The following is a 22,081-nucleotide window of genomic DNA, read 5'->3' as shown; positions in this document are numbered from 1 at the left end:
TTGGATTGGTGAAGATGGTGCGATAGCCGGCCTTCAGCGCCGACAGGCTCGTCTTCGGCGGATGCTTGACCTTGGCGCCGTGGAAGCCGGCCGCAACCGCGATCGAGGCGACGATCACGAGCACGCCCAGCACCGCCAGCACGCCGCGCCAGCCGAGGAAATCCCCGATCAGGCCGGAGGCCGAGGCGCCGAGCAGATTGCCAGTCATGGCCCCTGCCAGCGTGCGGCTGATCGCGACCTGGCGTTTTTCGGGCCCCACGAGATCACTGGTCAGGCTCAGCGCCACCGGAAACACGCCGCCCGAGCCGATGCCGGCGAGAATGCGGGTGGCAAACAGCACCGAGAACGAGGTCGAGAACGCGCCGAGGATGTTGGCGAGGCCGAGCAGCGCGAGGCAGCCGATCATCAGCCGCGTCTTTCCGAACAGGTCGGCTGCAGCGCCAATGATGGGCTGGATGATCGAGAAGGTGAAGGCGAACACCGCGGCAAAGCCCGCCGCAGTCGCGATGCTGACGCCAAAGTCTTCGGCGACGTGCGGCAGCACCGGATCGAGCGCGCGTGCGGAGAGTGCTGCGGCGAAGCTTGCGCCCGCTATGACGTAGAGCGCTGTCGGCAAGCCGTGATCGTGCGGCCGCGCCTCGCCTTGCTGCATCAACGCGGGCCGGCTTTGACAGATTCTTTGGCCAGCGCGTCGAACGCCATCAGCCTGGCGATCAGCCCTTCGAACTCGCGCAGCGGCACCATGTTGGGGCCGTCGGACGGCGCGCGATCGGGATCGGGATGGGTTTCGATGAAGACGCCGGCAACGCCGACGGCGACAGCCGCGCGGGCCAGCACCGGCACGAATTCGCGCTCACCACCCGACGATGTGCCCTTCCCGCCCGGCTGCTGCACCGAATGAGTGGCATCGAAGATGACGGGCGCGCCGGTGGTGCGCGCCAGGATCGGCAGCGCGCGCATGTCTGAGACCAGCGTGTTGTAGCCGAACGAGGCGCCGCGCTCGGTGACGAGCACGTTCGGATTGTTCGCGCTGGTGATCTTGGTCACGACATTCGCCATGTCCCAGGGCGCCAGGAACTGGCCCTTCTTGACATTGACGACCCTGCCGGTCGCGGCGGCGGCGAGAAGCAGATCGGTCTGCCGGCACAGGAAGGCAGGGATTTGCAAGACGTCCACGGCTTGCGCGACCTCGGCGCATTGCGTGGCCTCGTGCACGTCGGTCAGCACCGGCAAGCCAAGCGAGGAGCGGATCTCGGCGAAGATCGGCAGCGACTGCGAAAGACCGAGCCCGCGCGCAGCGGAGGCGCTGGTACGGTTGGCCTTGTCGAAGGAGGTCTTGTAGACGAGGCCGATTTTCAGCCGCGCGGCGATCTCCTTCAGCTCGGAAGCAACCTCCAACGCGTGCTGGCGGCTTTCGAGCTGGCACGGTCCGGCAATGATCGAAATCGGCAGATCATTGCCGAACTTGACCGTCCCGATAGTGACGACCGGCGCCGCCGAATGCGAAGAGCTCAAGGCAAATCCCTCGTTTCGGCGCGACCATAGCCGTGATGAGGGTCGGATCAACCCTCTTCCGCCCGGGCCGTTCGAATATCAGGGTTGCGCCAGGGTTCCCGGCGGCGGCGGGAATCGCTACTTCACCGAGGAGAAGGCGGTCGGCGCCAGGATCTGGCTGACGATGTTGCCGACGATCTGGCCGTCAGCTTCGCTCTCGGCACGGGCTTTCATCCAGTCCGGATCGGTCATGAACGCGCCCCACTTCTTCTCGCGCTCGGCGAGCGAATCCCAGGCAAGGAAATAGGTCAGCTCCTGGTTGGATTCACCGATCAGCGTGGTGAAGAAGCCGGCCTGCTTGATGCCATGCTTCTCCCAGAGCTTCAGCGTCACCGTCTCAAACCGCTTCAGCAGCGCCGGCAGCCGGCCGGGCACACAGCGATAGACGCGCATTTCGTAGATCATCAACTTCACTCCCTGTTGTTGTTCTTGCGGCAGGGAGTTGTCGCAACAAACTGCGCGATCGTCAAAGGCAGAGAAACGCTACACCAACCGGCTCTGCTTCGCCGCCGCCGCGATGAACGAGGCGAACAGCGGATGAGGCTCGAACGGCCGCGACTTCAGCTCGGGGTGGAACTGGACGCCGATGAACCAAGGGTGATCCTCGTACTCGACGATTTCAGGCAGCACGCCGTCAGGCGACAGGCCTGAGAATTTCAGCCCATGCTGCTCGAGCCGATCCTTGTAGGCGGTGTTGACCTCGTAGCGATGGCGATGGCGTTCTGAGATTTCGGTCGCACCGCCATAGACCTGCGAGACGCGGCTGCCGCGGTTCAATGCCGCAGGATACGCGCCGAGCCGCATCGTGCCACCGAGATCGCCGGCCTGCGAGCGCTTCTCCAGTTCGTTGCCGCGCAGCCATTCCGTCATCAGGCCGACCAGCGGCTCCTTGGTGGGGCCGAACTCGGTGGAGTTGGCGTTCTCGATGCCGACGAGATTTCGCGCGGCCTCGATCACCGCCATCTGCATGCCGAAGCAGATGCCGAAATACGGCACGTCGCGCTCGCGCGCGAACTGCGCCGCCCTGATCTTGCCTTCCGCGCCGCGCTGGCCGAAGCCGCCGGGCACCAGGATGCCGTTGACGTGCTCGAGGAACGGCGCCGGATCCTCCTTCTCGAAGATCTCGCTCTCGATCCAGTCGAGATTGACCTTGACCTTGTTGGCGATGCCGCCGTGCGACAGCGCCTCGATCAGCGACTTATACGCATCCTTCATGCCGGTATATTTGCCGACGATGGCAATGGTGACGTTGCCTTCGGGATTGCGGATGCGTTCGTTGATCTGCTGCCAGCTCTGGAGCACCGGCGGAATCCGCGAGCCGATGCCGAAGGCGGCGAGCACCTCATCGTCGAGGCCCGCATTGTGATAGGCCTCGGGGACGGCGTAGATGTTGTCGACGTCGCGCGCCTCGATCACGGCGCTTTCGCGCACGTTGCAGAACAGCCCGAGCTTGCGCCGCTCTTCCTTCGGAATCTCGCGATCGGTGCGGCAGAGCAGGATGTCTGGCTGGATGCCGATCGAGCGCAGCTCCTTGACGGAGTGCTGCGTCGGCTTGGTCTTGAGCTCGCCGGCACTCGGGATGTAGGGCAGCAGCGTCAGGTGGATGTAGACGGCGTGATCGCGCGGGAGCTCGTTCTTGAGCTGGCGGATCGCCTCGAAGAACGGCAGGCCCTCGATGTCGCCGACCGTGCCGCCGATCTCGACCAGCACGAAATCGTAATCGTCGTTGCCGTCGAGGACGAATTCCTTGATCGCGTTGGTGACGTGCGGAACCACCTGGATGGTCGCGCCGAGATAATCCCCGCGGCGCTCCTTGGAGATGATGTCCTGGTAGATGCGCCCCGTTGTGATGTTGTCGGCCTTGGTGGCGGGACGGCCGGTGAAGCGCTCGTAGTGACCGAGATCGAGATCGGTCTCCGCGCCGTCATCGGTCACGAACACTTCGCCGTGCTGATACGGCGACATCGTTCCGGGATCGAGGTTGAGATAGGGATCGAGCTTGCGGAGGCGGACCTTGTAGCCCCGGGCTTGCAACAGGGCACCCAGTGCCGCCGAAGCCAGACCCTTGCCGAGCGAAGAAACCACGCCGCCGGTGATGAATATGTACCGCGCCATGGGACTTAACCTCTAATCCCCTAAATTCGATTCGCCAAAGCGATTCGCATTCCGCCCCAAAGATTTTGCGGGCCTGTGGGTGATGCAGAACTGAGAGTGGTGACAGTGCCTTGATGGGGACTTTTGATGCAGGACGGTAGCAGCCGTCCTGCATGGCCCCCCTGCTTTATTGCGAGCGCGGCACCTGCGGGCCTGCCGGCGCCTGGTTCTGCTGCTGCTCGTCGGCCTTCTTCAGCGAATCCAGGATGCCGCCCGAGGTCGGCGGCGCGATCGGCGACCCGCCGGCCGGCTGGGTCTGCCCGGGCTGGCCGATGATCGACGACGGCTTGCGGTCGTAGCCGGCGTACCAGGACAGGAACAGGCTGGTGAGGAAGAAGCCGACGGCAAGGATCGCCGTGGTCCGCGTCAAAAGATTCGCAGTGCCGCGGCTCGACATGAAGCCCGCGCCGCCGCCCATGCCGAGGCCGCCGCCTTCCGACTTCTGGAGCAGCACGGCGCCGATCATGACGGCGACGATCATGAGGTGGATGACGATGACAACGGTATGCATAGTATCCTTCCGTCACAAGCGGGCGGCGCCTGACGGCGGCCGATCGCGCTTCGCGGGTTTTCCTGAAGTTGCGCGGTGTTACACGATCGGAGGGGGTATTGCCACCCCCGATCGGGCCCGGACCAACGGTTTCAATGAGCTAGGGACAGCCCTTGGCAATCGCAAGGAAGTCGGCCGCTTTCAGGCTGGCGCCGCCGACCAGCGCGCCATTGACGTTTTTCACTGCCATCAGCTCGGCCGCATTCGAGGGCTTGACCGAGCCGCCGTAGAGAATGCGCATCCTGGCGCCGTCCGTCTTGAACCGGGAGGTCAGGAGCTCCCGGATAAACCCATGAATCTGCTCGACATCCTTCGCCGTCGGGGTCAGGCCGGTGCCGATCGCCCAGACCGGCTCATAGGCCACGACCAGATTGGCGGCGGTCGATCCGTCCGGCAGTGAGCCGTCGAGCTGGCCGCGCAGAATGTCGAGGGTCTGGCCGGCATCGCGCTGGGCCTGCGTCTCGCCGACGCAGACAATTGCCGCCGCCCCGGCGCGCCAGGCCGCCTCCGCCTTCTGCCGGATCAGGGCATCCCCCTCGCCGTGGTCCGCACGGCGCTCGGAATGGCCGACGATGATGGCGGTTGCGCCGGCATCCACCAGCATTTCGGCTGAGACATCGCCGGTATGGGCGCCGGAGGCCTTGGGATGGCAGTCCTGGGCCCCTACCGCGACCTTCTTGCCTGCCGCCCTCCCGGCAAAGGCCGCGATCAACGTCGCCGGCGGGCACACCAGCAGGTCGGCCTTGGCGGTCACGTCTGCCGCGCCGCTGAGCATGGCGTCGAATTCGGCAGCCTGGGCCTTCAGGCCATTCATCTTCCAGTTGCCGGCGATCAGCGGTCGGATGGCATCGGTCATGTCGTTTTCCAGCTGAATGAAGTTTGCGCATGCGCTAGCAGAGCCGCTGCGGTAGTTCCAGATTCTTGTTTTGACGCGTATTCTTGACGCGAACCGAGGTCCACTTCGCTGGAAAACGCTTTGGGGCTTTTAACCGCAGTCCCGAAGCGCCGGCTGACGCAAGGTTGCGGGGGGAAAGCCGCCACTTTATGATGATGGATCAATTTGGTGACGCGCTTTTGCGGAATCTGCATTAAGACGCGCTCCCGTCCCCCCTCCTGACCAAACAAGTTGGACCAAATGCTTCGAGGAATACGCAAGGCCTCATCGAACTGGCTCGGCAAGACCATTATGGCCGTGGTGATGGGCGTGTTGATCGTCAGTTTCGGCATTTGGGGCATCGCGGACATCTTCAAGGGCTTCGGCCAGTCGACGGTGGCCAAGATCGGCAGCACCGAGATTTCGCTCAATGAGTTCCGCCAGATCTATACGGACCGCCTGCAACAGATCAGCCGCCAGTTCGGCCGGCCGCTGACGCCCGATCAGGCGCGTGCCTTCGGCCTCGACCGCCAGGTGCTCCAACAGACCATCGCCGAAGCCGCCCTCGACGAGGAGGCGCGCCGGCTCGGGCTCGGCCAGTCCGACGAGCAGATCCGCCAGGTCATCATGAACGATCCCAACTTCAAGGGCGTCGGCGGCAGCTTCGATGCGAACCGCTTCCAGGCCGTGATTCGCAATTTCGGCTACACCGAGCAGCGCTACGTCGCCGAGCAGCGCAAGGTGTCGCTGCGCAGGCAGATCACCGGCACGATCGGTGCAAGTGTCGAACCGCCGAAGACCATGCTGGACGTGCTGACGCGCTTCCAAAATGAGCAGCGCGCCATCGAGTTCGTCAAGCTCGACGCCGCGCAGGCCGGCCAGATCGATGCGCCCTCGCCCGAGACGCTCGCTGTCTATTTCGAAGATCACAAGGTCCAGTTCCGCGCGCCCGAATATCGCAAGATTTCCTTCGTCGTGGTCTCGCCGGAGGAGATCGGCAAGTGGACCGAGGTGTCGGACGAGGACGCCAGGAAGATGTTCGAGCAGCGCAAGGACCGGCTCGGCACCCCGGAGAAGCGCCAGATCCAGCAGATCGTATTTCCGAACGTCGCCGACGCGCAGGCCGCGCGCGAGCGCCTCGTCGGCGGGATGTCGTTCGAGGATCTCGGCAAGGAGCGTGGCCTCAGCGCCTCCGACGTCGACCTCGGGCTCGTGACCAAATCCTCGCTCGCGCCCGCGGTCGGCGATGCCGCCTTCGCGCTTCCTGCCGGCGAGATCAGCCAGCCGATCCAGGGCGGGCTCGGCGTCGCGATCGTCAGGGTCGACAAGATCGAGCCGGGCAAGCAGGCGGACTACGCCAGCCTGGCCGGCGACATCAAGCGCGAGATCGCCACCGAGCGTGCGCGCGTCAAGGTCGCCGATCTCCGCGACAAGATGGAGGACGAGCGCGGCGGCGGCTCTAGCGTGATCGATGCGGCGCAGAAGCTCGGCCTGACCGCCGTCACCATCGAGGCCGTCGACCGCTCCGGCCGCGCCCCGAACGGCCAGCCGGTCGCCAATATCCCGCAAGGCCTCGACGTGGTGTCGCAGGCCTTCAACACCGATGTCGGCGTCGATAACGACGCCATCTCGTTCAAGGGCGGCTATGTCTGGTACGACGTGCTCGGCATCACGCCCTCGCGCGATCGCAATCTTGACGAGGTCCGCGACCAGGTCGAGGCGCGCTGGCGTCAGGACCAGATCGCCGCCAAGCTGAAGGCCAAGGCGACGGAGATGGTGCAGAAGCTCGAATCCGGCGGCAAGCTCGCCGATGAGGCCGCCGCGATCGGCGCCAAGGTCGAGACCGCGAGCGGCTTCAAGCGCGACGACTCGCCCGCCGGCGTGCCCGGCACCGTCGTCGCGGCCGCCTTCCGCACCGCCAAGGATGGGGTCGGACAGACCGCGGTGAGCGGCGGCAGCGAAGTCATCGTCTTCCGCGTCACCGACATCGTCGAGCCCGCGATCGACGCCGCCTCCGAGGCGGTCAAGAAGCTCAAGGACAGTCTCGAGCGTGCGCAGACCGAGGAGCAGGTCGCCTCCTACGTCAACAAGCTTGAAACCGACATCGGAACCACCATTAATCAGGCCGCCTTCGCGCAGGTGACCGGCGCGAACCAGTGAGTTGAAAGCACGCGATGGACGACCTGAAATCGATCATTGGAAAAGTGGCGACCGGCGCCAGCCTGTCGCGTGACGAAGCCGCTTCCGCCTTCGATGCCATGATGAGTGGCGAGGCCACGCCCTCGCAGATGGGCGGCCTGCTGATGGCGCTCAGGGTGCGCGGCGAGACCGTGGACGAGATCACCGGCGCGGTTACGGCGATGCGTTCGAAGATGCTGACCGTGACGGCACCGCCCGACGCCGTCGACATCGTCGGCACCGGCGGCGACGGCTCCGGCTCGGTCAACGTCTCGACCTGCGCCTCCTTCATCGTCTCGGGTGCAGGGGTGCCGGTGGCCAAGCATGGCAACCGCGCGCTGTCGTCGCGCTCCGGCGCCGCCGACGTGCTGGCCTCGCTGGGGGTCAAGATCGACCTGCGGCCCGAGCAGGTCGGCCGCTGCGTGCGCGAATGCGGCATCGGCTTCATGTTCGCCCCCGCCCATCATCCCGCGATGAAGAACGTCGGCCCGACCCGGGTCGAGCTGGCGACGCGCACGATCTTCAACCTGCTCGGCCCGCTGTCGAACCCTGCCGGCGTCAAGCGGCAGATGGTCGGCGTGTTCTCCAGGCAATGGGTGCAGCCGCTGGCGCAGGTGCTCAAGAATCTCGGCTCCGAATCCGCCTGGGTGGTGCACGGCTCCGATGGCCTCGACGAGATCACCCTCACCGGCCCGACCTTCGTCTCCGCGCTCCACAATGGCGAGATCAGGAACTTCGAAGTGACACCGGAGCAAGCCGGCCTGTCGCGCTGCGACGCCGGCGCACTCAAGGGGGGCGACGCGGATGCCAACGCGATCGCGCTGCAAAGCGTGCTCGACGGCAAGCCGAGCCCCTATCGCGACGTCGCACTGATGAACGCAGCCGCCGCGCTGGTCGTGGCCGGACGCGCCAAGGATCTCAAGGACGGCGTTGCGATCGGCACGAAGTCGATCGACGGCGGCGCTGCGAACGCGAAGCTGAAACACCTGATTGCGGTCTCGAACGGCTGAGCCTGGCATGTCGGACATCCTGACCAAGATCGAAACCTACAAGCGCGAGGAGATCGCTGCGGCCAAGCACGCGCATCCGCTCTCCGCGGTCGAGGCGATGGCCAAGGCGCAAGCCGCACCGCGCGGCTTCGTGCGCGCGATCAAGGCGAAGCACGCCAGTGGCGACTATGCGCTGATTGCCGAGATCAAGAAGGCCTCGCCGTCGAAGGGGCTGATCCGCGCCGATTTCGATCCGCCGGAGCTTGCCAAGGCCTATGAGGCCGGCGGCGCGGCCTGCCTCTCGGTGCTGACCGATACGCCGTCGTTCCAGGGCCATCTCGACTTCATGGTGGCGGCGCGCGCGGCAACCTCGCTCCCGGTGCTGCGCAAGGATTTCATGTTCGACACCTATCAGGTGGCGGAGGCCCGCGCGCATGGTGCCGACTGCATCCTGATCATCATGGCCGCGCTCGACGATGCCACCGCCAAGGACCTCGAAGACGCCGCGACTGCCTATGGCATGGACGTGCTGATCGAGATCCACGACCGGGCCGAACTCGACCGCGCATTGAAGCTGCGGTCGCCGATGATCGGCGTCAACAATCGCAACTTGCGCACCTTCGAGACCACGCTCGCGACCAGCGAGGCCCTGGCGCCGCTGATCCCGCGGGAGCGGCTGATGGTCGGCGAGAGCGGTATCTTCACGCCCGCCGATCTCGCCAGGCTCGAGCGCGTGGGCATGTCGACCTTCCTGGTCGGCGAGAGCCTGATGCGGCAGGCCGACGTCACTGCGGCGACACGCTCGCTGCTCGCGCGCGAGCCCGGCGCACGCGCAACCGGTACGCGCTGACATGGCACGCAAGCCGTCCTCGACGAAGCCCGCCAAAACCAAGTCCAAGACCGGCCCTGCCCTCACCCATATCGGCGCCTCCGGCGAGGCGCGCATGGTGGACGTGTCGGACAAGCCCGCGACCGAACGGCTTGCGGTCGCCGAAGGCCGCGTCATCATGACCAAGGCGACGCTCGATCTGATCGTGTCCGGCAACGCCAAGAAGGGCGACGTGCTCGGGACCGCACGGATCGCCGGCATCATGGCAGCCAAGCGCACCTCCGAGTTGATCCCGCTCTGCCACCCTCTCGCGCTGTCGAAGGTGACGGTCGACATCGAGCCCGACGCGAAACTGCCTGGCTGTCTCGTCCGTGCCAGCGTGAAGGTCACCGGCCCCACCGGCGTCGAGATGGAGGCGCTCACCGCCGTCTCGGTCGCCTGCCTCACCGTCTATGACATGATCAAGGCGGTGGAGCGCGGCGTGCGTATCGAGGGCATCCAGCTCGTCGAGAAGCTCGGCGGCAAGTCCGGCCACTACCGCGCGTAGGCGCGATCACTTCAGCGAACTGCTGATCGATCCGAATTTCGCGTTCAGCTTGCTGCCCATGCCGTTCACGACGGTGATGATCGCGAGCGCGATGCCGGCGGCGATCAGGCCGTATTCGATCGCGGTCGCACCTCGCTCGTCGGCGATGAAGTCCTTCAGAATGTTCGTCATGATCGTGTCCCTCTCTGCGTTGTGGGCAGACGTCTTCGCAAATCACGTGCCATCGTACGTTCGAGGTTCGCCAACACGTTAGATGGTTAAGCCCTGGTTAGTCGCGACACGGCCGGCAGGAATTGACCGGCATCGCGGGGAGCTTGCGGCAATTCCTGCAGGTCTTGCGCCTCGCGCATCGATCGCTTTTGTGCGCGAGCGTTCACATTGCGTTAACCGCGCTTCCTAACTTCGCCTCCACACCGTTCCCGTAAACCAACGGATGTTTTGGGATTCAAGAATTGATCCTGGCGTGTGCACGGCAATGATCCAGTATGATGACGAGATTCGGCAGTCGCCTCTTTGACCAGGCCTTCGTGCGCAGCGGACCGATCCGCTGGCTGGTGGTGGGCGGCGCGCTGCTGATCGTGGCGATCGCCGTCGGCGCGACGCTCATGGCACAGAATTTCCGCGAACGTGCGCTGCGCAACGCCAGCCGCGAGCTGGAAAACACCGTGCTGATGCTCGCCCATCATTTCGACCAGCAATTGCAGGATTTCGCCGTCATCCAGAAGGGCTTCGTCGACCACGTCCGCACGACCGGCATCAACGCTGCAGAGGACTATCGCAGGCGTCTCTCGGGGCAGGACGTCCACCGGATGCTGCGCTCGAAGATCGAGGCGCTGCCTTACATGGGCGGAGTCAACGTCATCGACGCCGAGGGCAATCTGATCAACTCGTCGACGACGTGGCCGGCGCCCAAGGTCAACGTCGCCGACCGCGCCTACTTCCGCACCTTCAAATACGATCCCTACTCGCCCGACGTGCTGATCGAGCCGCTGCACAGCCGCATCTCGGGCGCCTGGACCATCCTGATCGTCCGCAAGATCGTGGGACCGAACGGCGAGTTCCTGGGCGTCGTCGGCCGCGGCATCGAGCCGGCCAGCTTCGAGAAGTTCTTCGAGACCGTCGTGCTCGGCGAAGAGGCGACGATCTCGATGCTGCATCGAGACGGCACGCTGCTCGCGCGCTATCCGCAATCCGGCGAGTTGATGGGACGGAATTTCAAGACCGGCCCGTTCTCCCATCAGAGGGTGTTCGGGCTCGATCATTTCGCAGGCCGCTTCGTCAGCCCCGTCGACGGCGAAGACCGGCTGATCGCCTCGCACGCCCTGCCCCATTTTCCGATTCTGATGATGGCGACAACGACGCGCGCGGCGGCCCTGACGGACTGGCGCGAGCAAATCGGCATCCTGATCTCGGTCGCGGCGTCGTCGGCGCTCGCCATCGCGGGCGTGCTGATCGCGATCGTGCGCAAGCTGCTGGAGCAGCACCGCCTCTCTCGGGAACGGCTGACGCTGGAAAAGCAGCGCCTCGACCGCGCCGTCAACAACATGACGCAGGGCCTTCTGCTGTTCGATGCCGAGCGGCGGCTCGTGATCTGCAACCAGCGCTACATCGAGATGTACGGTCTGTCAGAAGAGGTGGTGAAGCCCGGCTGCAGCTTCCACGACATCATCGCCCATCGCAAGATGACCGGCTCGTTCACCGGCGACATCGACGACTACGTTGCGCGCGTGCTGGGCGACATCCACGTGCGCAATTCCATGGTCATCGACACCTCCGACGGCCGCTCGATCCAGATCGACAACGAACCGCTCGCCGACGGCGGCTGGGTGGCGACGCATGAGGACATCACCGAGCGCCGGCGGACCGAGGAGCGCATCACCCATCTCGCCCATTACGATGCGCTGACCGACCTGCCCAACCGCACCATGTTCCACGAGCATCTACGCGAAGAGCTCGCCGCCATCGCGGACGGCGAAGAGATCGCGGTGCACTACATCGACATCGACGAGTTCAAGGGCGTCAACGACGCGCTTGGCCATCTCGTCGGCGATGAGTTGTTGAAATCGATCGCGCACAGCCTGCGCCGCTGCGCCGGCCCGGAGGACTTCGTGGCCCGGCTCGGTGGCGACGAGTTCGCCATCGTGCAGAGTGCGGTGACGTCACCGGACCAGGTCACCGATCTGGTCGGTCGGGTCTTCCATGCCATCCGCACCCCCTTCGACTGCATGGGTCATCATCTCACGGCGGACGCCAGCATCGGCATTGCGCTCGCGCCGGAGCACGGCAGTGCGCTCGACCAGATCCTCAAGAACGCCGACATGGCGATGTATGCGGCCAAAGCCGCGGGACGCCGCACCTATCGCTTCTTCGAGCCGGAGATGGACGCCAAGGTCCGCGAGCGGCGGCAGCTCGAGATCGACCTGCGTCATGCCATCGCCCAAGGGGGGCTCGAAGGCGGCCTCGAGGTCTACTACCAGCCCTGCCTCGGACTGAAGGACGATCGCATCACCGGCTGCGAGGCGCTGGTGCGCTGGCGCCACCCGGAGCGCGGCATGGTCTCACCGGCCGAATTCATCCCGATCGCAGAAGACACCGGCCTGATCAACGAGATCGGCGAATGGGTGCTGGCGACAGCGTGTCGGGACGCCGCCAGCTGGCCCGACGACATCCGCCTCGCCGTCAACGTCTCGCCGGTGCAGTTCAAGAGCGGCACGCTCGCGCTGAAGATCATGGCCGCGCTTGCCGCCTCCAATTTGCCGGCGAGCCGGCTCGAGCTCGAGATCACCGAGGCCGTGCTGATCCGCGACGACGACACTGCGCTCGCGATCCTGCACCAGCTTCGCGCCATCGGCGTGCGCATCGCGCTCGACGATTTCGGCACCGGCTATTCCTCGCTCAGCTATCTGCACCGCTTCCCCTTCGACAAGATCAAGATCGACCGCTGCTTCGTCGACGACATCGCCCGCCCCGACGGCTCCGCCAGCATCGTCCAGGCGGTCGTCAACCTCGCGGCGGCGCGTCGCATGACCACCACGGCCGAGGGCGTCGAGACCGAAGAGCAGCAGCGTCTGCTCCGCGCGCTCGGCTGTTCCGAGATGCAGGGCTATCTGTTCAGCGCCGCAAAGCCCGCCGGCAAGATGCTGGAGCTGTTCGCGCTGCATCGCAGCCGTCTCGCCCAGCGCGGCGCCAGCGAGAGCCGCCGGCGCGAGGCAGGTTAGATCCGATAGAGCGCGACGCAATCCTGAGCAGATCGCACGCCGGGACAGACCCTCAAACGAATTCGCCCGGGAGCGGTGATCCACTCCCGGGCGATCCATCATCCGAAGATCGTGAGGTCTATCTAGTTCGGCACCGCCGCCTTCGGCGCCGGCTTGGCGGCAACCGCATTTGCGCTGACGCCGTGCAGGAAGTCGAAAGCCGCATGCAAAGCCTTGTCGTCCTCCTCCTTCGGTGGGACGTAGGACTGCGATCCGGTCTGTTCGGCGCCGTCGGCGGCCGACAAATGCCCGCGCATCTGAGATTCCGCCATGGTGTCCATCCGGCCCTTCAACTCCGGCGGCACGTCCTGAAGGATTTCGATGTCGGGCGCAATGCCCTGGGCCTGGATCGAGCGGCCCGACGGGGTGTAGTAGCGCGCCGTGGTCAGCGCCAGCGCGCCATTGCCGGCGCCGAGCGGGATGATGGTCTGCACCGAGCCCTTGCCGAAGGAGCGCGTGCCGATCAGCGTCGCGCGCTTGTGGTCATGCAGCGCGCCGGCGACGATCTCCGAGGCGGAGGCCGAGCCTCCGTTGACCAGCACCACCAGCGGCTTGCCCTTGGCAAGGTCACCCCCACGCGCCGTGAAGCGCTGGGTCTCTTCCGGACTACGGCCGCGGGTCGAGACGACCTCGCCGCGCTGCAGGAATGCGCTCGAGACCGACACCGCCTGGTCGAGCAGGCCGCCCGGATTGTTGCGCAGGTCCATCACATAGCCCGCGAGCTTCTCCGGCGGGATCTCCTTGGAGATCGACGCGATCGCCTTTTTCAGCCCGTCGGTGGTCTGCTCGTTGAAAGAGGTGATACGGATGTAGCCGATATCGCCGTTTTTGACCTGGAAGCGCACCGGCCGAACATGGATGATCTCGCGCGTGATCGCGACGTCGAGCGGCGCGTCGGCGCCCTTGCGCACGATGGTGAGCTTGGTCTTGGTGTCGACCGGGCCCTTCATCTTGTTGACGGCCTGCTCGAGCGTCATGCCCTGCACGGCCTCGCCGTCGATCTTGCTGATGAGGTCGCCGGACATGATGCCGGCCTTCGAGGCCGGCGTGTCGTCGATCGGCGAGACGACCTTGACGAGGCCGTCCTCCATCGTGACCTCGATGCCGAGCCCGCCGAACTCGCCGGAGGTGGTCTCCTGCATCTCGGTCCAGGCCTTGTCGTTCATGTAGCGCGAATGCGGGTCAAGCGAGGTCACCATGCCCGTGATCGCGCCTTCGATCAGCTTGGCATTGTCGGGCTTCTCGACGTAGCTCGCCTTCACGCGCTCGAACACCGCGCCGAACAGATTGAGCTGGGAATAGGCGTCGTCCGCGCTCGCTGCCGCTCGTGCCGCCCATACGCCGCCGTGGGGACTGGCTACCAGAAGGGTCAGACACGCTCCGGTGAGCGCGCCCAGGGGGAACAGCAGGGTTTTCCGCATGGAGAGATAGCCTTTTTCTTGGGGCTGGTGGCGCCATGCAAATGGCGATCCAGCCGCTTCTCACAATATCATTCTGGTTTCTTCAAGGCCCGGAACGCCACTCCGGCGGTACACCGCAAAAATCCCTTCGTTGGGGCCTAAACTTTTGGCAACGTTCAAGGACCATCGCACGGTCGACCAGTTCGGCCGACGGGCCGACGCCTTGCAGCTATGCGATTTTAGGATGGTTTTGGAGGGCCGGACGCGATAGGCGATGGCGATAAGACTTCAAATTCCCGGGAGGACAACAATGAACGACGCGCCCCGCATCCGGCCGGAACGGAACGTCGAACTCGGCGCCAGCAACGAGCCGTTCCAGAACCTGCACGAATTCGTCAGGAAGGCGCGTGCCAACCTCAACCAGAACGCCTGGGACTACATCGTCGGCGCCGCCGAGACCGAGACCACGATGCGCCGCAACCGGATGGCGCTGGACGAGATCGCCTTTCGCCCGCGCGTGCTGCGGGACGTTCGCAAGGTCGACGGCTCCGTCGAGCAGCTCGGCCGCAGGATGCGTTTGCCGGTGGTGCTCGCCCCCGTCGGCGCGCTGGAGATCTTCGATCCCGATGGCGCGGCGAGCGTCGCGCGCGCCGCCGGCAGCTTCGGTGCGGCGCACATGCTGAGCTCGGTGTCGGAGCCCGGCCTCGAGAAGACCGCGGAGGCCGCGCCCGACGCGCTGCGGCTCTACCAGCTTTATGTCCGCGGCGACGATGCTTTCGTCGCCGATGTCGTCAGCCGCTCCGAGAAGAACGGCTACGCGGCGTTCTGCCTGACCGTCGACACCGCCCATTACAGCCGTCGCGAACGTGACATCGCCAAGCGCTATGTTCGCGAGAGCCGCCTGCGCGCGACCGGCGGCGACTACCAGAAGGGCCTGGAATGGCGGACGGTGAAGATGATCAAGGACAAGTTCAGGATCCCGCTGATCCTGAAGGGCATCGCCACCGCCGAGGACGCCCAAATCGCGGTCGATCACGGTGTCGAGTGGATCTACGTCTCCAACCATGGCGGCCGTCAGCTCGATCATGGCCGCGGCGCCATGCACGTGCTGCCTGAAATCGTCGAGGCCGTGAAAGGCCGTGCCAAGATCATGGTCGATGGCGGCTTCTGCCGCGGCACCGACATCGTCAAGGCCATCGCGGCAGGAGCCGACCTCGTCGGCATCGGCCGGCTGCAATGCTGGGCTCTGGCGGCCGCCGGCGAAGCCGGCGTGCTACGCATGCTGGAGCTGCTGGAGGACGAAGTGTTGCGCTGCCTGGGTCTCTTGGGGGCCGCCTCCTTCGCCGAGGTCGAAAAATCCTGCCTGCATCCGGCGGCCGCAACCAATGCGCCGAGCGTGTTCAGCGCGTTCCCGCTGTTCGACCACGACCCCTATCGATACTGACGGTGAAAGGACCCAATGAATTCGCTCTCTCCCGGCAGCGCCGATGCGCTCCTGTTCGATCTCGGACGCGTGGTGATCGACATCGATTTCTCCAAGGCAATCGCCTGCTGGGCGGGACATGCCGGCTGCCAGCCCGAGGCCATCGTCGCGCGCTACGTGCGTGACGAGGCCTACCGGCTGCACGAGGTCGGCAAGATCAGCGACGAGGATTATTTCCAATCGTTGCGGTCATCGCTCGGGATCGGCATTTCGGATGCGCAGTTCCTGGAGGGCTGGAACGCGATCTTCGCCGGCGAGATGCCTGACATTGCCGAGCTGTTGCCGCGCGCGGCCAAGCAGATGCCGATCTATGCCTTCTCCAACACCAACCGGCCGCATATCGACTATTTCTCGAAGGAATATGCCGGCGTGCTCGGCCATTTCCGCGAGCTCTATTTGTCGTCCAGCATCGGCCTGCGCAAACCGGATGCGGAGGCGTTCGACCATGTCGTGGCGGCGATCGGCGTGCCAGCTAGCCGAATCGTGTTCTTCGACGATCTTGCCGAGAACGTCGATGGGGCGCGGGCTTACGGCCTGACCTGCGTGCACGTGACCTCGCCCATGGATGTCGGGAACGCGCTCAGGGCGCTGGGAATTTAATCCGTCCCGCGGACTGGCCGAGATCGACCGGAGCGCTCGGGAACTATTTCTGCCGAGGGCGAGGAACCAAATTCCTCTGTATATTTTTATACAAAGTTCCGGGAACGAATGCCCGCTTCAGGACTCATGAGTCCGTTGGGACTTCTACATCGGACTTATCGTCGTGTTGGGCAAAACCTATCTTACCAAGCAGGCCTCTCTGCTGATGAAATTCGCCAGAACTACCTCGGATTCTGACCTCTCCGCCAAGCTGATCAGCAAGGCAGCCGACCTGAAATCGCAGGCCGACCCGCTGCCCGATACGGATCAGGGTCCCCACGCCCCGGACGTCAGTCCGAGCGAGCCGACGCGGAGTTGACCCATGCTGGCCGTGGCGCTCGTTCTTCTCGTGCTTACCATGGCCATCCTGGTGCCGGTCTGCCTCGCCTTCCGGATCATGCCTCGGAGAATTTGAGCCGCCTTAGGCCGTCCGAGTGCTCGCGCGCCTGTGCGGGATGCTGAATGGTGAGAATGACGACTTCACCAGCCTCTTCGTCGAGCGTGTAATAAATCAAATAGGGGTATCGCCGGGTTACCAGCTTGCGCACGCCCTCTACCTTCTGCGGTCTTCCAAGTCGCGGAAAACGGACGAGATTCTGAAGCGATTCAAGATTGCAGCGCGCACACGCAATGCGGCTTGCGGACTTTGCTCCCTGACATATTCGGCAATGCAATCAGATCTTGCGCGGCCCGTGGCGTGTATCGGAGCTTCATCGCTCGAAGCGGCGGAACGCAGCTTCAACCTCGACGTCAGACGCAAACTGCCGGAGCTTCGCCTGTGCGAGTCCCTCGAGGATCGCCGACAGATGCGCGGCATCGATTTCCTCGGGCTCTCCCGCATCGCCGGTCAAAGCCAGCATTGCGCGCGCGATCTCGTCCTGATCATCGGCAGGGAGCTGCCGCACGGCGTGAAGAGCCTTTTCGAGCAATTTTGTCATCGACAAAAGATAAGCCCAAGTTGCGCCGAAAGGAAGCGCGTCTTTCTCACTCCATTGAGACCTCTTTTGCGTCGATCCTCTCACTGGGCTAAAACCTTACCGATCGTGTCCTTTGATTTGTTGCGGAGTTCACCCGTGGCCCTGATGCCGGTTTCCGACGCGCTTGCCGCGGTGCTGGCGGGTGCCGAGCCGCTGCCTGACGAGATGGCCGCGCTCGATGCGGCCTTCCACCGCGTGCTCGCCCGCGACGTCGCAGCGCGGCGCACGCAGCCGCCGGAAGCCATGTCGGCGATGGATGGCTATGCCGTGCGCGCGACCGATGCGGCAGCGATCAATTCCAAGCTCACGGTCATCGGCGAGGTTGCAGCAGGCCGGCCATTTGCCGGATCCGTTGGTACCGGTGAAGCGGTGCGGATCTTCACCGGCGGCGTCATTCCCGCCGGTGCCGACGCGGTCGTGATTCAGGAGGACACCGTCGTCGACGGCAAGCACGTGACGGTCAAGGAAGCCGCCATTACCGGGCGGCACATTCGCCCCGCAGGCGTCGACTTCTCCGAGGGCGACGTGCTGCTGCGCAAGGGGGCCCGCCTCACCGAGCGCGATCTGGCGCTCGCCGCCGCCATGAATCACCCGCAGCTTGCCGTTTGCCGTCGTCCGAAGGTCGCGATTCTCGCCACCGGCGACGAGCTTGTGTTACCCGGCTCGACGCCCGGCCACGGCCAGATCGTCTATTCCAACGGCTATGCCCTGCACGCGCTCGCCCGCAGCGAGGGCGCCGAGACCATCGACCTCGGCATTGCCGCCGACACGCTCGGGTCCACCGCCGCCGGCATCCGCCGCGCGCGCGAGAGCGGCGCCGACATCCTGGTCACGACAGGCGGAGCCTCTGTCGGCGACCACGATCTGGTGCAGCAAGCCCTTCGCGACGAAGGCATCGCGATGGCGTTCTGGAAGATCGCAATGCGCCCGGGCAAGCCGATGATGCACGGACGCCTGGGGGCGATGCGCGTGATCGGCCTGCCTGGCAATCCGGTTTCGTCCTATGTCTGCGCCTTCCTGTTCATGGTGCCGTTGATTCGCGCCCTGTCGGGCCGATCCGAGATTCATCATCGCCACAAGCGCGCCGTGCTCGGCAAGGACGTCGGCGCAAACGACATGCGCGCGGATTATCTTCGCGCGAGGCTGGAGGAGCGCGATGACGGCGCGCTCGTCGCTATTCCCGTCAACCACCAGGATTCCTCGCTGCTTGCAAATCTTGCTGCGGCACAGGCACTTCTCGTGCGCGCGCCGTTCGCCCCCAGGGCCGAAGCCGGCACGCCTTGCGAGGTGCTGCGCCTGCCCGCCTGAACGCATCCCCCACACGCGTTCCGCGAACTTTGCGGCGTTCACGGTAAATTAAGCAGTTGCGGAACATGTATCGAACATATAGTGTCCGTTCATGATTTGTTTCGAGGATGTAGCGGTTCGCCGCTCCAATACAGCGTCTCGGAATCGAACGACATCAACCGGGGGACTTTGGTCGAGATGTTAACGCGCAAACAATACGAGCTTCTGCGGTTCATCAGCGAACGTCTGAAGGAAAGCGGCGTGCCGCCCTCCTTCGACGAGATGAAGGATGCGCTCGACCTGCGCTCGAAGTCAGGCATCCATCGCCTGATCACCGCGCTCGAGGAGCGCGGCTTCATCCGCCGCCTGCCCAACCGCGCCCGCGCCATCGAGGTGATCAAGCTGCCCGAGCTCCAGGCCGCTGCCGGCAACCGCCGCGGCTTCACGCCGAGCGTGATCGAGGGCAATCTCGGCAAGATCCGTGCGAGCTCCAGCCCGCCCGCGGACGAGGGTGAGCGTCCGGTTGCCGTGCCCGTGATGGGCCGCATCGCAGCCGGCACGCCGATCGAGGCGCTGCAGACCCGCAGTCACACCATCAGCGTCCCGCCGGACATGCTCGGCTCCGGCGAACATTATGCGCTCGAAGTGCGCGGCGATTCGATGGTCGAGGCCGGCATCCTCGACGGCGACATGGCGCTGATCCAGCGCAACGAGAGCGCCGATACCGGCGACATCGTCGTGGCGCTGATCGACGACGAGGAAGCGACGCTCAAGCGCTTCCGCCGCCGCGGTGCCTCGATCGCGCTCGAGCCCGCCAACGCCGCCTACGAGGTGCGCATCCTGCCGCCCAACCGGGTGAAGATTCAGGGCAAGCTGATCGGGCTGTACCGCAAGTACTGACCGCCCGGCGGTCATTCGATACCGATGATCCCGATTGGAGCGGATGCGTCCGCTCCGGCTGGGCAGTCTTTCCGGACTTGCGCAGATTGTCCGGCCCTCATTCAGCACGACACACTCTGCGTGTCGCGGCCAAGCGCTCATCGCGTTTGAGCTCGAAAGATCGAGCAGACAAGGATTGCTCACCGCTCGCGGCCACAGGCGTTCGTGGTCCCCGAATGCGCTGAAATGAGCTTTGTTCCTAGTGAATCCGAAAAAGATAATGTGATCGCGTCTCGCGAACGTCAGCCGCAGATTCGCCTACAACCGAGCAGAGCGTTACGTGCTTCCACTCTGATAGAGGCTTGCGCCTCCGAAAGAGGCGCGGGTTGCTATCTTCGCATGAGGAGCACCCGATGTGTGACTACAGCCTGCATGCCGTTGCATCGCGTCCCGCCGAAGTCGGCGAGACGATCGTCTCCACGACGTTCCGCGGCACCTCGACGCGCGGCTTTGCTTCCGCGGCAGATCCGACCGTGGCCGTCTGCCTGTTGCCGGGAACGGAGCTCGCCTTCGCCGACAACGTGCGTTACGACAATCGCTGGATCTGGACGCGCACCATCAACTCCCGCGTCGGCAAGTTCGGCAAGATCGATCCGCACATTCCCGATCGCCATCACGACGCGATCGAATTTCCTGATGGCAAATACGTGCTGGTGACGCAGCTCGTCGAAGGCCAGCGCGCAACGGTGCTGCAACTGCCCGTGACGCAGCCGGTCAGCGAGCGCGAGCACAAGCCGCAGATCATCGCAGACAGCCGCCCGAGCCCAACGCCCCGCCTGCCGATCGGCTGATGCGCCGTCCCGGCCGTCCAGGTCGGAGACCAGAATTGAAATTGCCATTCGCCGGCCGCGGCCGGCGACATGGAGCGGTTTGGCGTTCGCGACATCCAACCAGCCGACCGAGTGCCCTTCCCCTTGCGCACGAAGTTTGGGCCGCCGTGCCTGAATTTTGAACGTCCGCTCCGCCGTCAAATGACCGATGCTGTCGGGGCCTGAGACAGCGGATATGGTCGATGAAAGCCTTCATACGCGTCGTCGAACTCTGGGTGCCCGATCGCACGCGCATGCGGCTGGAATTCGGCGGGGCCTCTACGGTGAAGGGCTGTCCGCGTTCAAGGCCGTGAGTGAGGATCTGCGCTTCGGTTATGACGAGGGGTTGCCCGGCAAAGCGTGGGCCAGCGGCCATCCGGTGATCCTCACCAAATTCGCCAACTCCTAATTCAAGCGGACCGATCAGGCGCTCGCAGCGGGCCTCACATGCGGCGTCGCGGTGCCGGTCTTCGCCGGCGAATTCCTGCAGGCCGTGATGGTGCTGTTCTGCGGCGATGACGAAGCGCATGTCGGGGCGCTCGAGCTCTGGCACAACGACCCCGATGTCTCCCACGAGATGCGGCTTGTCGACGGTTACTATGGCACCGCCGACATGTTCGAATTCAACTCCCGCCACACCAGATTCCCGCACGGCTTCGGCCTGCCCGGACGCACCTGGAAGGCCGGCCTGCCGCTGATCATCAAGGACCTGCACAACGCCAAGAGTTTTCTGCGCTGGGAAGAAGCCGCCGAAATCGGGATCAATCTCGGCGTTGGCGTGCCCTACCGCACCGGCGCCGACCAGAGCTGGGTGCTGACCTTCCTCTCCGCACAGGCCACCCCGATCGCACGGCGCTTCGAGATCTGGGTCCCAAACGAGGCTCGCTCTGCGTTGGTCTTCCGCGCCGGCGATTGCAGCGGGCAGACCGACCTTGCGGGACTCTATGCGACGACATCAATCGCCAGGAGCGACGGGAGCATCGGGGGCGCCTGGGCCACGGGCATGCCCGCGATTAGCGATGATCTCGCACATGACGGCTCGATCGCGGCTGCAGAGGCCCGCGCAGCCGGGCTAAGCCAGATGGTGGCCCTGCCGGTCATCGGCAGCGCCGGTCTAGACGCCGTGCTGGCTTGGTATCTGTAGCGCATCTGCTCAATCGTCAGCCTGCAGGTCGGTCTCTGCCGGCGTTGCGTCCCGGCTCCGGGGCGCTGCCGTCTTCGGAACAAGGCTGCCGTCGAAATCGCCCTCGCCGGCGCCGGCCGGCAACCAGGGCCGGCTTGTGCCTCTGGCCCTCACGGTCTGAACTGAAAACCCGTCGCCACGCTGCGTCAGCGCCAGCGCGCCCTGGCTTGCAAGGCGCGGACGGTCGACCACCATGGCCGCGCAGCCGGAGGGTGCTGGCCGCGCCGTCACCACCAGCGCGGCGCGGCTGCAATCATCGGCAAGACCGTCGACGCGCAGGGACAGCGCGACCAGCCGCCCGTCGGCGAGCGGCGTCACGCAGCCGGTTTCGTCGCATGACACACCATCGGCCAGCGAATTGGTTGCGGCGTCGCGCGGATCGGCGTCGGCCGCCAGCCACTCCTTCAGCAGAAAGCTGTCCTTGCTCGCTCG

22 protein-coding genes and 1 pseudogene are annotated in these 22,081 nt (G+C 65.0%); 12 read left to right on the top strand and 11 right to left on the bottom strand.

Annotation, left to right across the window (positions count from 1 at the left end):
• The 7 genes from SE91_RS13715 to SE91_RS37350 all read right to left on the bottom strand — a co-directional run.
• Positions 1–652: MFS transporter (locus tag SE91_RS13715; RefSeq protein WP_156489992.1), on the bottom strand; the 652-nt coding region annotated here is incomplete at its 3' end.
• On the bottom strand, positions 652–1,515 hold the full coding sequence (kdsA, locus tag SE91_RS13710) for a 3-deoxy-8-phosphooctulonate synthase (protein WP_061847955.1): 864 nt from the start codon (positions 1,513–1,515) through the stop codon (positions 652–654). The genes SE91_RS13715 and kdsA, both read right to left, overlap by 1 nt.
• A 117-nt stretch (positions 1,516–1,632) precedes the next feature.
• Positions 1,633–1,959 (bottom strand): NIPSNAP family protein, encoded by a 327-nt coding sequence (locus SE91_RS13705; RefSeq protein WP_061851118.1) that lies wholly within the window; start codon positions 1,957–1,959, stop codon positions 1,633–1,635.
• A gap of 78 nt (positions 1,960–2,037) precedes the next feature.
• Positions 2,038–3,669, bottom strand: a complete 1,632-nt coding sequence (gene pyrG, locus SE91_RS13700; RefSeq protein ID WP_061847954.1) for a CTP synthase — start codon at positions 3,667–3,669, stop codon at positions 2,038–2,040.
• Positions 3,670–3,835: 166 nt separating this feature from the next.
• The gene (gene secG / locus SE91_RS13695) at positions 3,836–4,219 is read right to left on the bottom strand and encodes a preprotein translocase subunit SecG (RefSeq protein WP_008547351.1); all 384 of its coding nucleotides are present in this window, start codon (positions 4,217–4,219) and stop codon (positions 3,836–3,838) included.
• A gap of 139 nt (positions 4,220–4,358) precedes the next feature.
• The gene (gene tpiA / locus SE91_RS13690; protein WP_061847953.1) at positions 4,359–5,114 is read right to left on the bottom strand and encodes a triose-phosphate isomerase; all 756 of its coding nucleotides are present in this window, start codon (positions 5,112–5,114) and stop codon (positions 4,359–4,361) included.
• Positions 5,111–5,485 (bottom strand): hypothetical protein, encoded by a 375-nt coding sequence (locus SE91_RS37350; RefSeq protein ID WP_210183122.1) that lies wholly within the window; start codon positions 5,483–5,485, stop codon positions 5,111–5,113. The genes tpiA and SE91_RS37350 overlap by 4 nt, the downstream gene beginning before the upstream one ends.
• Between SE91_RS37350 and SE91_RS13685 the strand changes: the two genes are divergently transcribed.
• The 4 genes from SE91_RS13685 to moaC are packed head-to-tail and all read left to right on the top strand — an operon-like array spanning position 5,394 to position 9,675.
• Positions 5,394–7,292: a SurA N-terminal domain-containing protein gene (locus SE91_RS13685; RefSeq protein ID WP_061847952.1), complete on the top strand. Its 1,899-nt coding sequence runs from the start codon at positions 5,394–5,396 to the stop codon at positions 7,290–7,292. The two genes, SE91_RS37350 and SE91_RS13685, sit on opposite strands and share 92 nt — an antisense overlap.
• 14 nt (positions 7,293–7,306) lie before the next feature.
• Positions 7,307–8,320, top strand: coding sequence for an anthranilate phosphoribosyltransferase (gene trpD, locus SE91_RS13680; RefSeq protein ID WP_061847951.1), 1,014 nt, complete (start codon positions 7,307–7,309; stop codon positions 8,318–8,320).
• 7 nt (positions 8,321–8,327) lie between these two features.
• Positions 8,328–9,149: an indole-3-glycerol phosphate synthase TrpC gene (gene trpC / locus SE91_RS13675; protein ID WP_061847950.1), complete on the top strand. Its 822-nt coding sequence runs from the start codon at positions 8,328–8,330 to the stop codon at positions 9,147–9,149.
• A 1-nt stretch (position 9,150) separates the two neighbouring features.
• The gene (moaC, locus tag SE91_RS13670) at positions 9,151–9,675 is read left to right on the top strand and encodes a cyclic pyranopterin monophosphate synthase MoaC (RefSeq protein WP_061847949.1); all 525 of its coding nucleotides are present in this window, start codon (positions 9,151–9,153) and stop codon (positions 9,673–9,675) included.
• A gap of 6 nt (positions 9,676–9,681) precedes the next feature.
• Here the strand turns inward: moaC and SE91_RS13665 are convergent, their stop codons facing one another.
• Positions 9,682–9,846, bottom strand: a complete 165-nt coding sequence (locus SE91_RS13665) for a Flp family type IVb pilin (RefSeq protein ID WP_008571925.1) — start codon at positions 9,844–9,846, stop codon at positions 9,682–9,684.
• A gap of 314 nt (positions 9,847–10,160) precedes the next feature.
• Here SE91_RS13665 and SE91_RS13660 point away from each other — a divergent pair, with 314 nt between their 5' ends.
• Positions 10,161–12,893 (top strand): bifunctional diguanylate cyclase/phosphodiesterase, encoded by a 2,733-nt coding sequence (locus tag SE91_RS13660; RefSeq protein WP_061847948.1) that lies wholly within the window; start codon positions 10,161–10,163, stop codon positions 12,891–12,893.
• Positions 12,894–13,015: 122 nt separating this feature from the next.
• On the opposite strand, the gene SE91_RS13655 is transcribed toward SE91_RS13660, so the two are convergent.
• Positions 13,016–14,353, bottom strand: a complete 1,338-nt coding sequence (locus SE91_RS13655; RefSeq protein WP_060736171.1) for a S41 family peptidase — start codon at positions 14,351–14,353, stop codon at positions 13,016–13,018.
• Positions 14,354–14,642: 289 nt separating this feature from the next.
• On the opposite strand from SE91_RS13655, the gene SE91_RS13650 reads away from it, so the two are divergent.
• Both SE91_RS13650 and SE91_RS13645 read left to right on the top strand, forming a co-directional pair.
• A complete protein-coding gene (locus SE91_RS13650) occupies positions 14,643–15,776 on the top strand; it encodes an alpha-hydroxy acid oxidase (protein ID WP_061847947.1) in 1,134 nt (377 codons plus the stop codon).
• Positions 15,777–15,791: 15 nt separating this feature from the next.
• Positions 15,792–16,415 (top strand): HAD-IA family hydrolase, encoded by a 624-nt coding sequence (locus SE91_RS13645; RefSeq protein WP_061847946.1) that lies wholly within the window; start codon positions 15,792–15,794, stop codon positions 16,413–16,415.
• Positions 16,416–16,849: 434 nt separating this feature from the next.
• On the opposite strand, the gene SE91_RS37625 is transcribed toward SE91_RS13645, so the two are convergent.
• Positions 16,850–17,002, bottom strand: coding sequence for a hypothetical protein (locus tag SE91_RS37625; RefSeq protein ID WP_245318452.1), 153 nt, complete (start codon positions 17,000–17,002; stop codon positions 16,850–16,852).
• A gap of 525 nt (positions 17,003–17,527) precedes the next feature.
• Between SE91_RS37625 and SE91_RS13630 the strand changes: the two genes are divergently transcribed.
• The 5 genes from SE91_RS13630 to SE91_RS13615 all read left to right on the top strand — a co-directional run bounded on the left by SE91_RS13630 (position 17,528) and on the right by SE91_RS13615 (position 21,610).
• Positions 17,528–18,739, top strand: a complete 1,212-nt coding sequence (locus SE91_RS13630) for a molybdopterin molybdotransferase MoeA (protein WP_061847943.1) — start codon at positions 17,528–17,530, stop codon at positions 18,737–18,739.
• Between the two features lie 177 nt (positions 18,740–18,916).
• Positions 18,917–19,618 carry a transcriptional repressor LexA gene (lexA, locus tag SE91_RS13625; RefSeq protein ID WP_060737749.1) on the top strand — a complete coding sequence of 234 codons (702 nt, stop codon included), beginning with the start codon at positions 18,917–18,919 and terminating at the stop codon, positions 19,616–19,618.
• A 392-nt stretch (positions 19,619–20,010) separates the two neighbouring features.
• The gene (locus tag SE91_RS13620; RefSeq protein ID WP_008547420.1) at positions 20,011–20,448 is read left to right on the top strand and encodes a hypothetical protein; all 438 of its coding nucleotides are present in this window, start codon (positions 20,011–20,013) and stop codon (positions 20,446–20,448) included.
• 214 nt (positions 20,449–20,662) lie between these two features.
• Positions 20,663–20,875: a hypothetical protein gene (locus tag SE91_RS37620; RefSeq protein ID WP_245318451.1), complete on the top strand. Its 213-nt coding sequence runs from the start codon at positions 20,663–20,665 to the stop codon at positions 20,873–20,875.
• 51 nt (positions 20,876–20,926) lie between these two features.
• Positions 20,927–21,610: a GAF domain-containing protein gene (locus SE91_RS13615; protein WP_245318450.1), complete on the top strand. Its 684-nt coding sequence runs from the start codon at positions 20,927–20,929 to the stop codon at positions 21,608–21,610.
• Positions 21,611–21,619: 9 nt separating this feature from the next.
• On the opposite strand, the pseudogene SE91_RS13610 reads toward SE91_RS13615, so the two are convergent.
• Positions 21,620–22,081 (bottom strand): annotated as a pseudogene (locus SE91_RS13610) (ComEC/Rec2 family competence protein); the annotation flags it as partial.

The organism is Bradyrhizobium sp. DOA1, assembly GCF_001593325.1.
Classification (GTDB): Bacteria; Pseudomonadota; Alphaproteobacteria; order Rhizobiales; family Xanthobacteraceae; genus Bradyrhizobium.
The sequence above is the reverse complement of the archived record's forward strand: the minus strand, read 5'-3'. Positions and strand labels throughout refer to the sequence as shown.

What these genes read in the sequence shown, in the direction of transcription:
- pyrG (WP_061847954.1), bottom strand. Translation starts at nt 3,669, where the DNA reads ATGGCGCGGTACATATTCATCACCGGCGGCGTGGTTTCTTCGCTCGGC.
- SE91_RS13650 (WP_061847947.1), top strand. Translation starts at nt 14,643, where the DNA reads ATGAACGACGCGCCCCGCATCCGGCCGGAACGGAACGTCGAACTCGGC.
- SE91_RS13655 (WP_060736171.1), bottom strand. Translation starts at nt 14,353, where the DNA reads ATGCGGAAAACCCTGCTGTTCCCCCTGGGCGCGCTCACCGGAGCGTGT.
- SE91_RS13685 (WP_061847952.1), top strand. Translation starts at nt 5,394, where the DNA reads ATGCTTCGAGGAATACGCAAGGCCTCATCGAACTGGCTCGGCAAGACC.
- SE91_RS37350 (WP_210183122.1), bottom strand. Translation starts at nt 5,485, where the DNA reads ATGCCGAAACTGACGATCAACACGCCCATCACCACGGCCATAATGGTC.
- SE91_RS13665 (WP_008571925.1), bottom strand. Translation starts at nt 9,846, where the DNA reads ATGACGAACATTCTGAAGGACTTCATCGCCGACGAGCGAGGTGCGACC.
- SE91_RS37620 (WP_245318451.1), top strand. Translation starts at nt 20,663, where the DNA reads ATGGTCGATGAAAGCCTTCATACGCGTCGTCGAACTCTGGGTGCCCGA.
- SE91_RS13705 (WP_061851118.1), bottom strand. Translation starts at nt 1,959, where the DNA reads ATGATCTACGAAATGCGCGTCTATCGCTGTGTGCCCGGCCGGCTGCCG.
- lexA (WP_060737749.1), top strand. Translation starts at nt 18,917, where the DNA reads ATGTTAACGCGCAAACAATACGAGCTTCTGCGGTTCATCAGCGAACGT.
- trpD (WP_061847951.1), top strand. Translation starts at nt 7,307, where the DNA reads ATGGACGACCTGAAATCGATCATTGGAAAAGTGGCGACCGGCGCCAGC.
- tpiA (WP_061847953.1), bottom strand. Translation starts at nt 5,114, where the DNA reads ATGACCGATGCCATCCGACCGCTGATCGCCGGCAACTGGAAGATGAAT.
- moaC (WP_061847949.1), top strand. Translation starts at nt 9,151, where the DNA reads ATGGCACGCAAGCCGTCCTCGACGAAGCCCGCCAAAACCAAGTCCAAG.
- SE91_RS13620 (WP_008547420.1), top strand. Translation starts at nt 20,011, where the DNA reads ATGTGTGACTACAGCCTGCATGCCGTTGCATCGCGTCCCGCCGAAGTC.
- secG (WP_008547351.1), bottom strand. Translation starts at nt 4,219, where the DNA reads ATGCATACCGTTGTCATCGTCATCCACCTCATGATCGTCGCCGTCATG.
- trpC (WP_061847950.1), top strand. Translation starts at nt 8,328, where the DNA reads ATGTCGGACATCCTGACCAAGATCGAAACCTACAAGCGCGAGGAGATC.
- SE91_RS13660 (WP_061847948.1), top strand. Translation starts at nt 10,161, where the DNA reads ATGATGACGAGATTCGGCAGTCGCCTCTTTGACCAGGCCTTCGTGCGC.
- SE91_RS13645 (WP_061847946.1), top strand. Translation starts at nt 15,792, where the DNA reads ATGAATTCGCTCTCTCCCGGCAGCGCCGATGCGCTCCTGTTCGATCTC.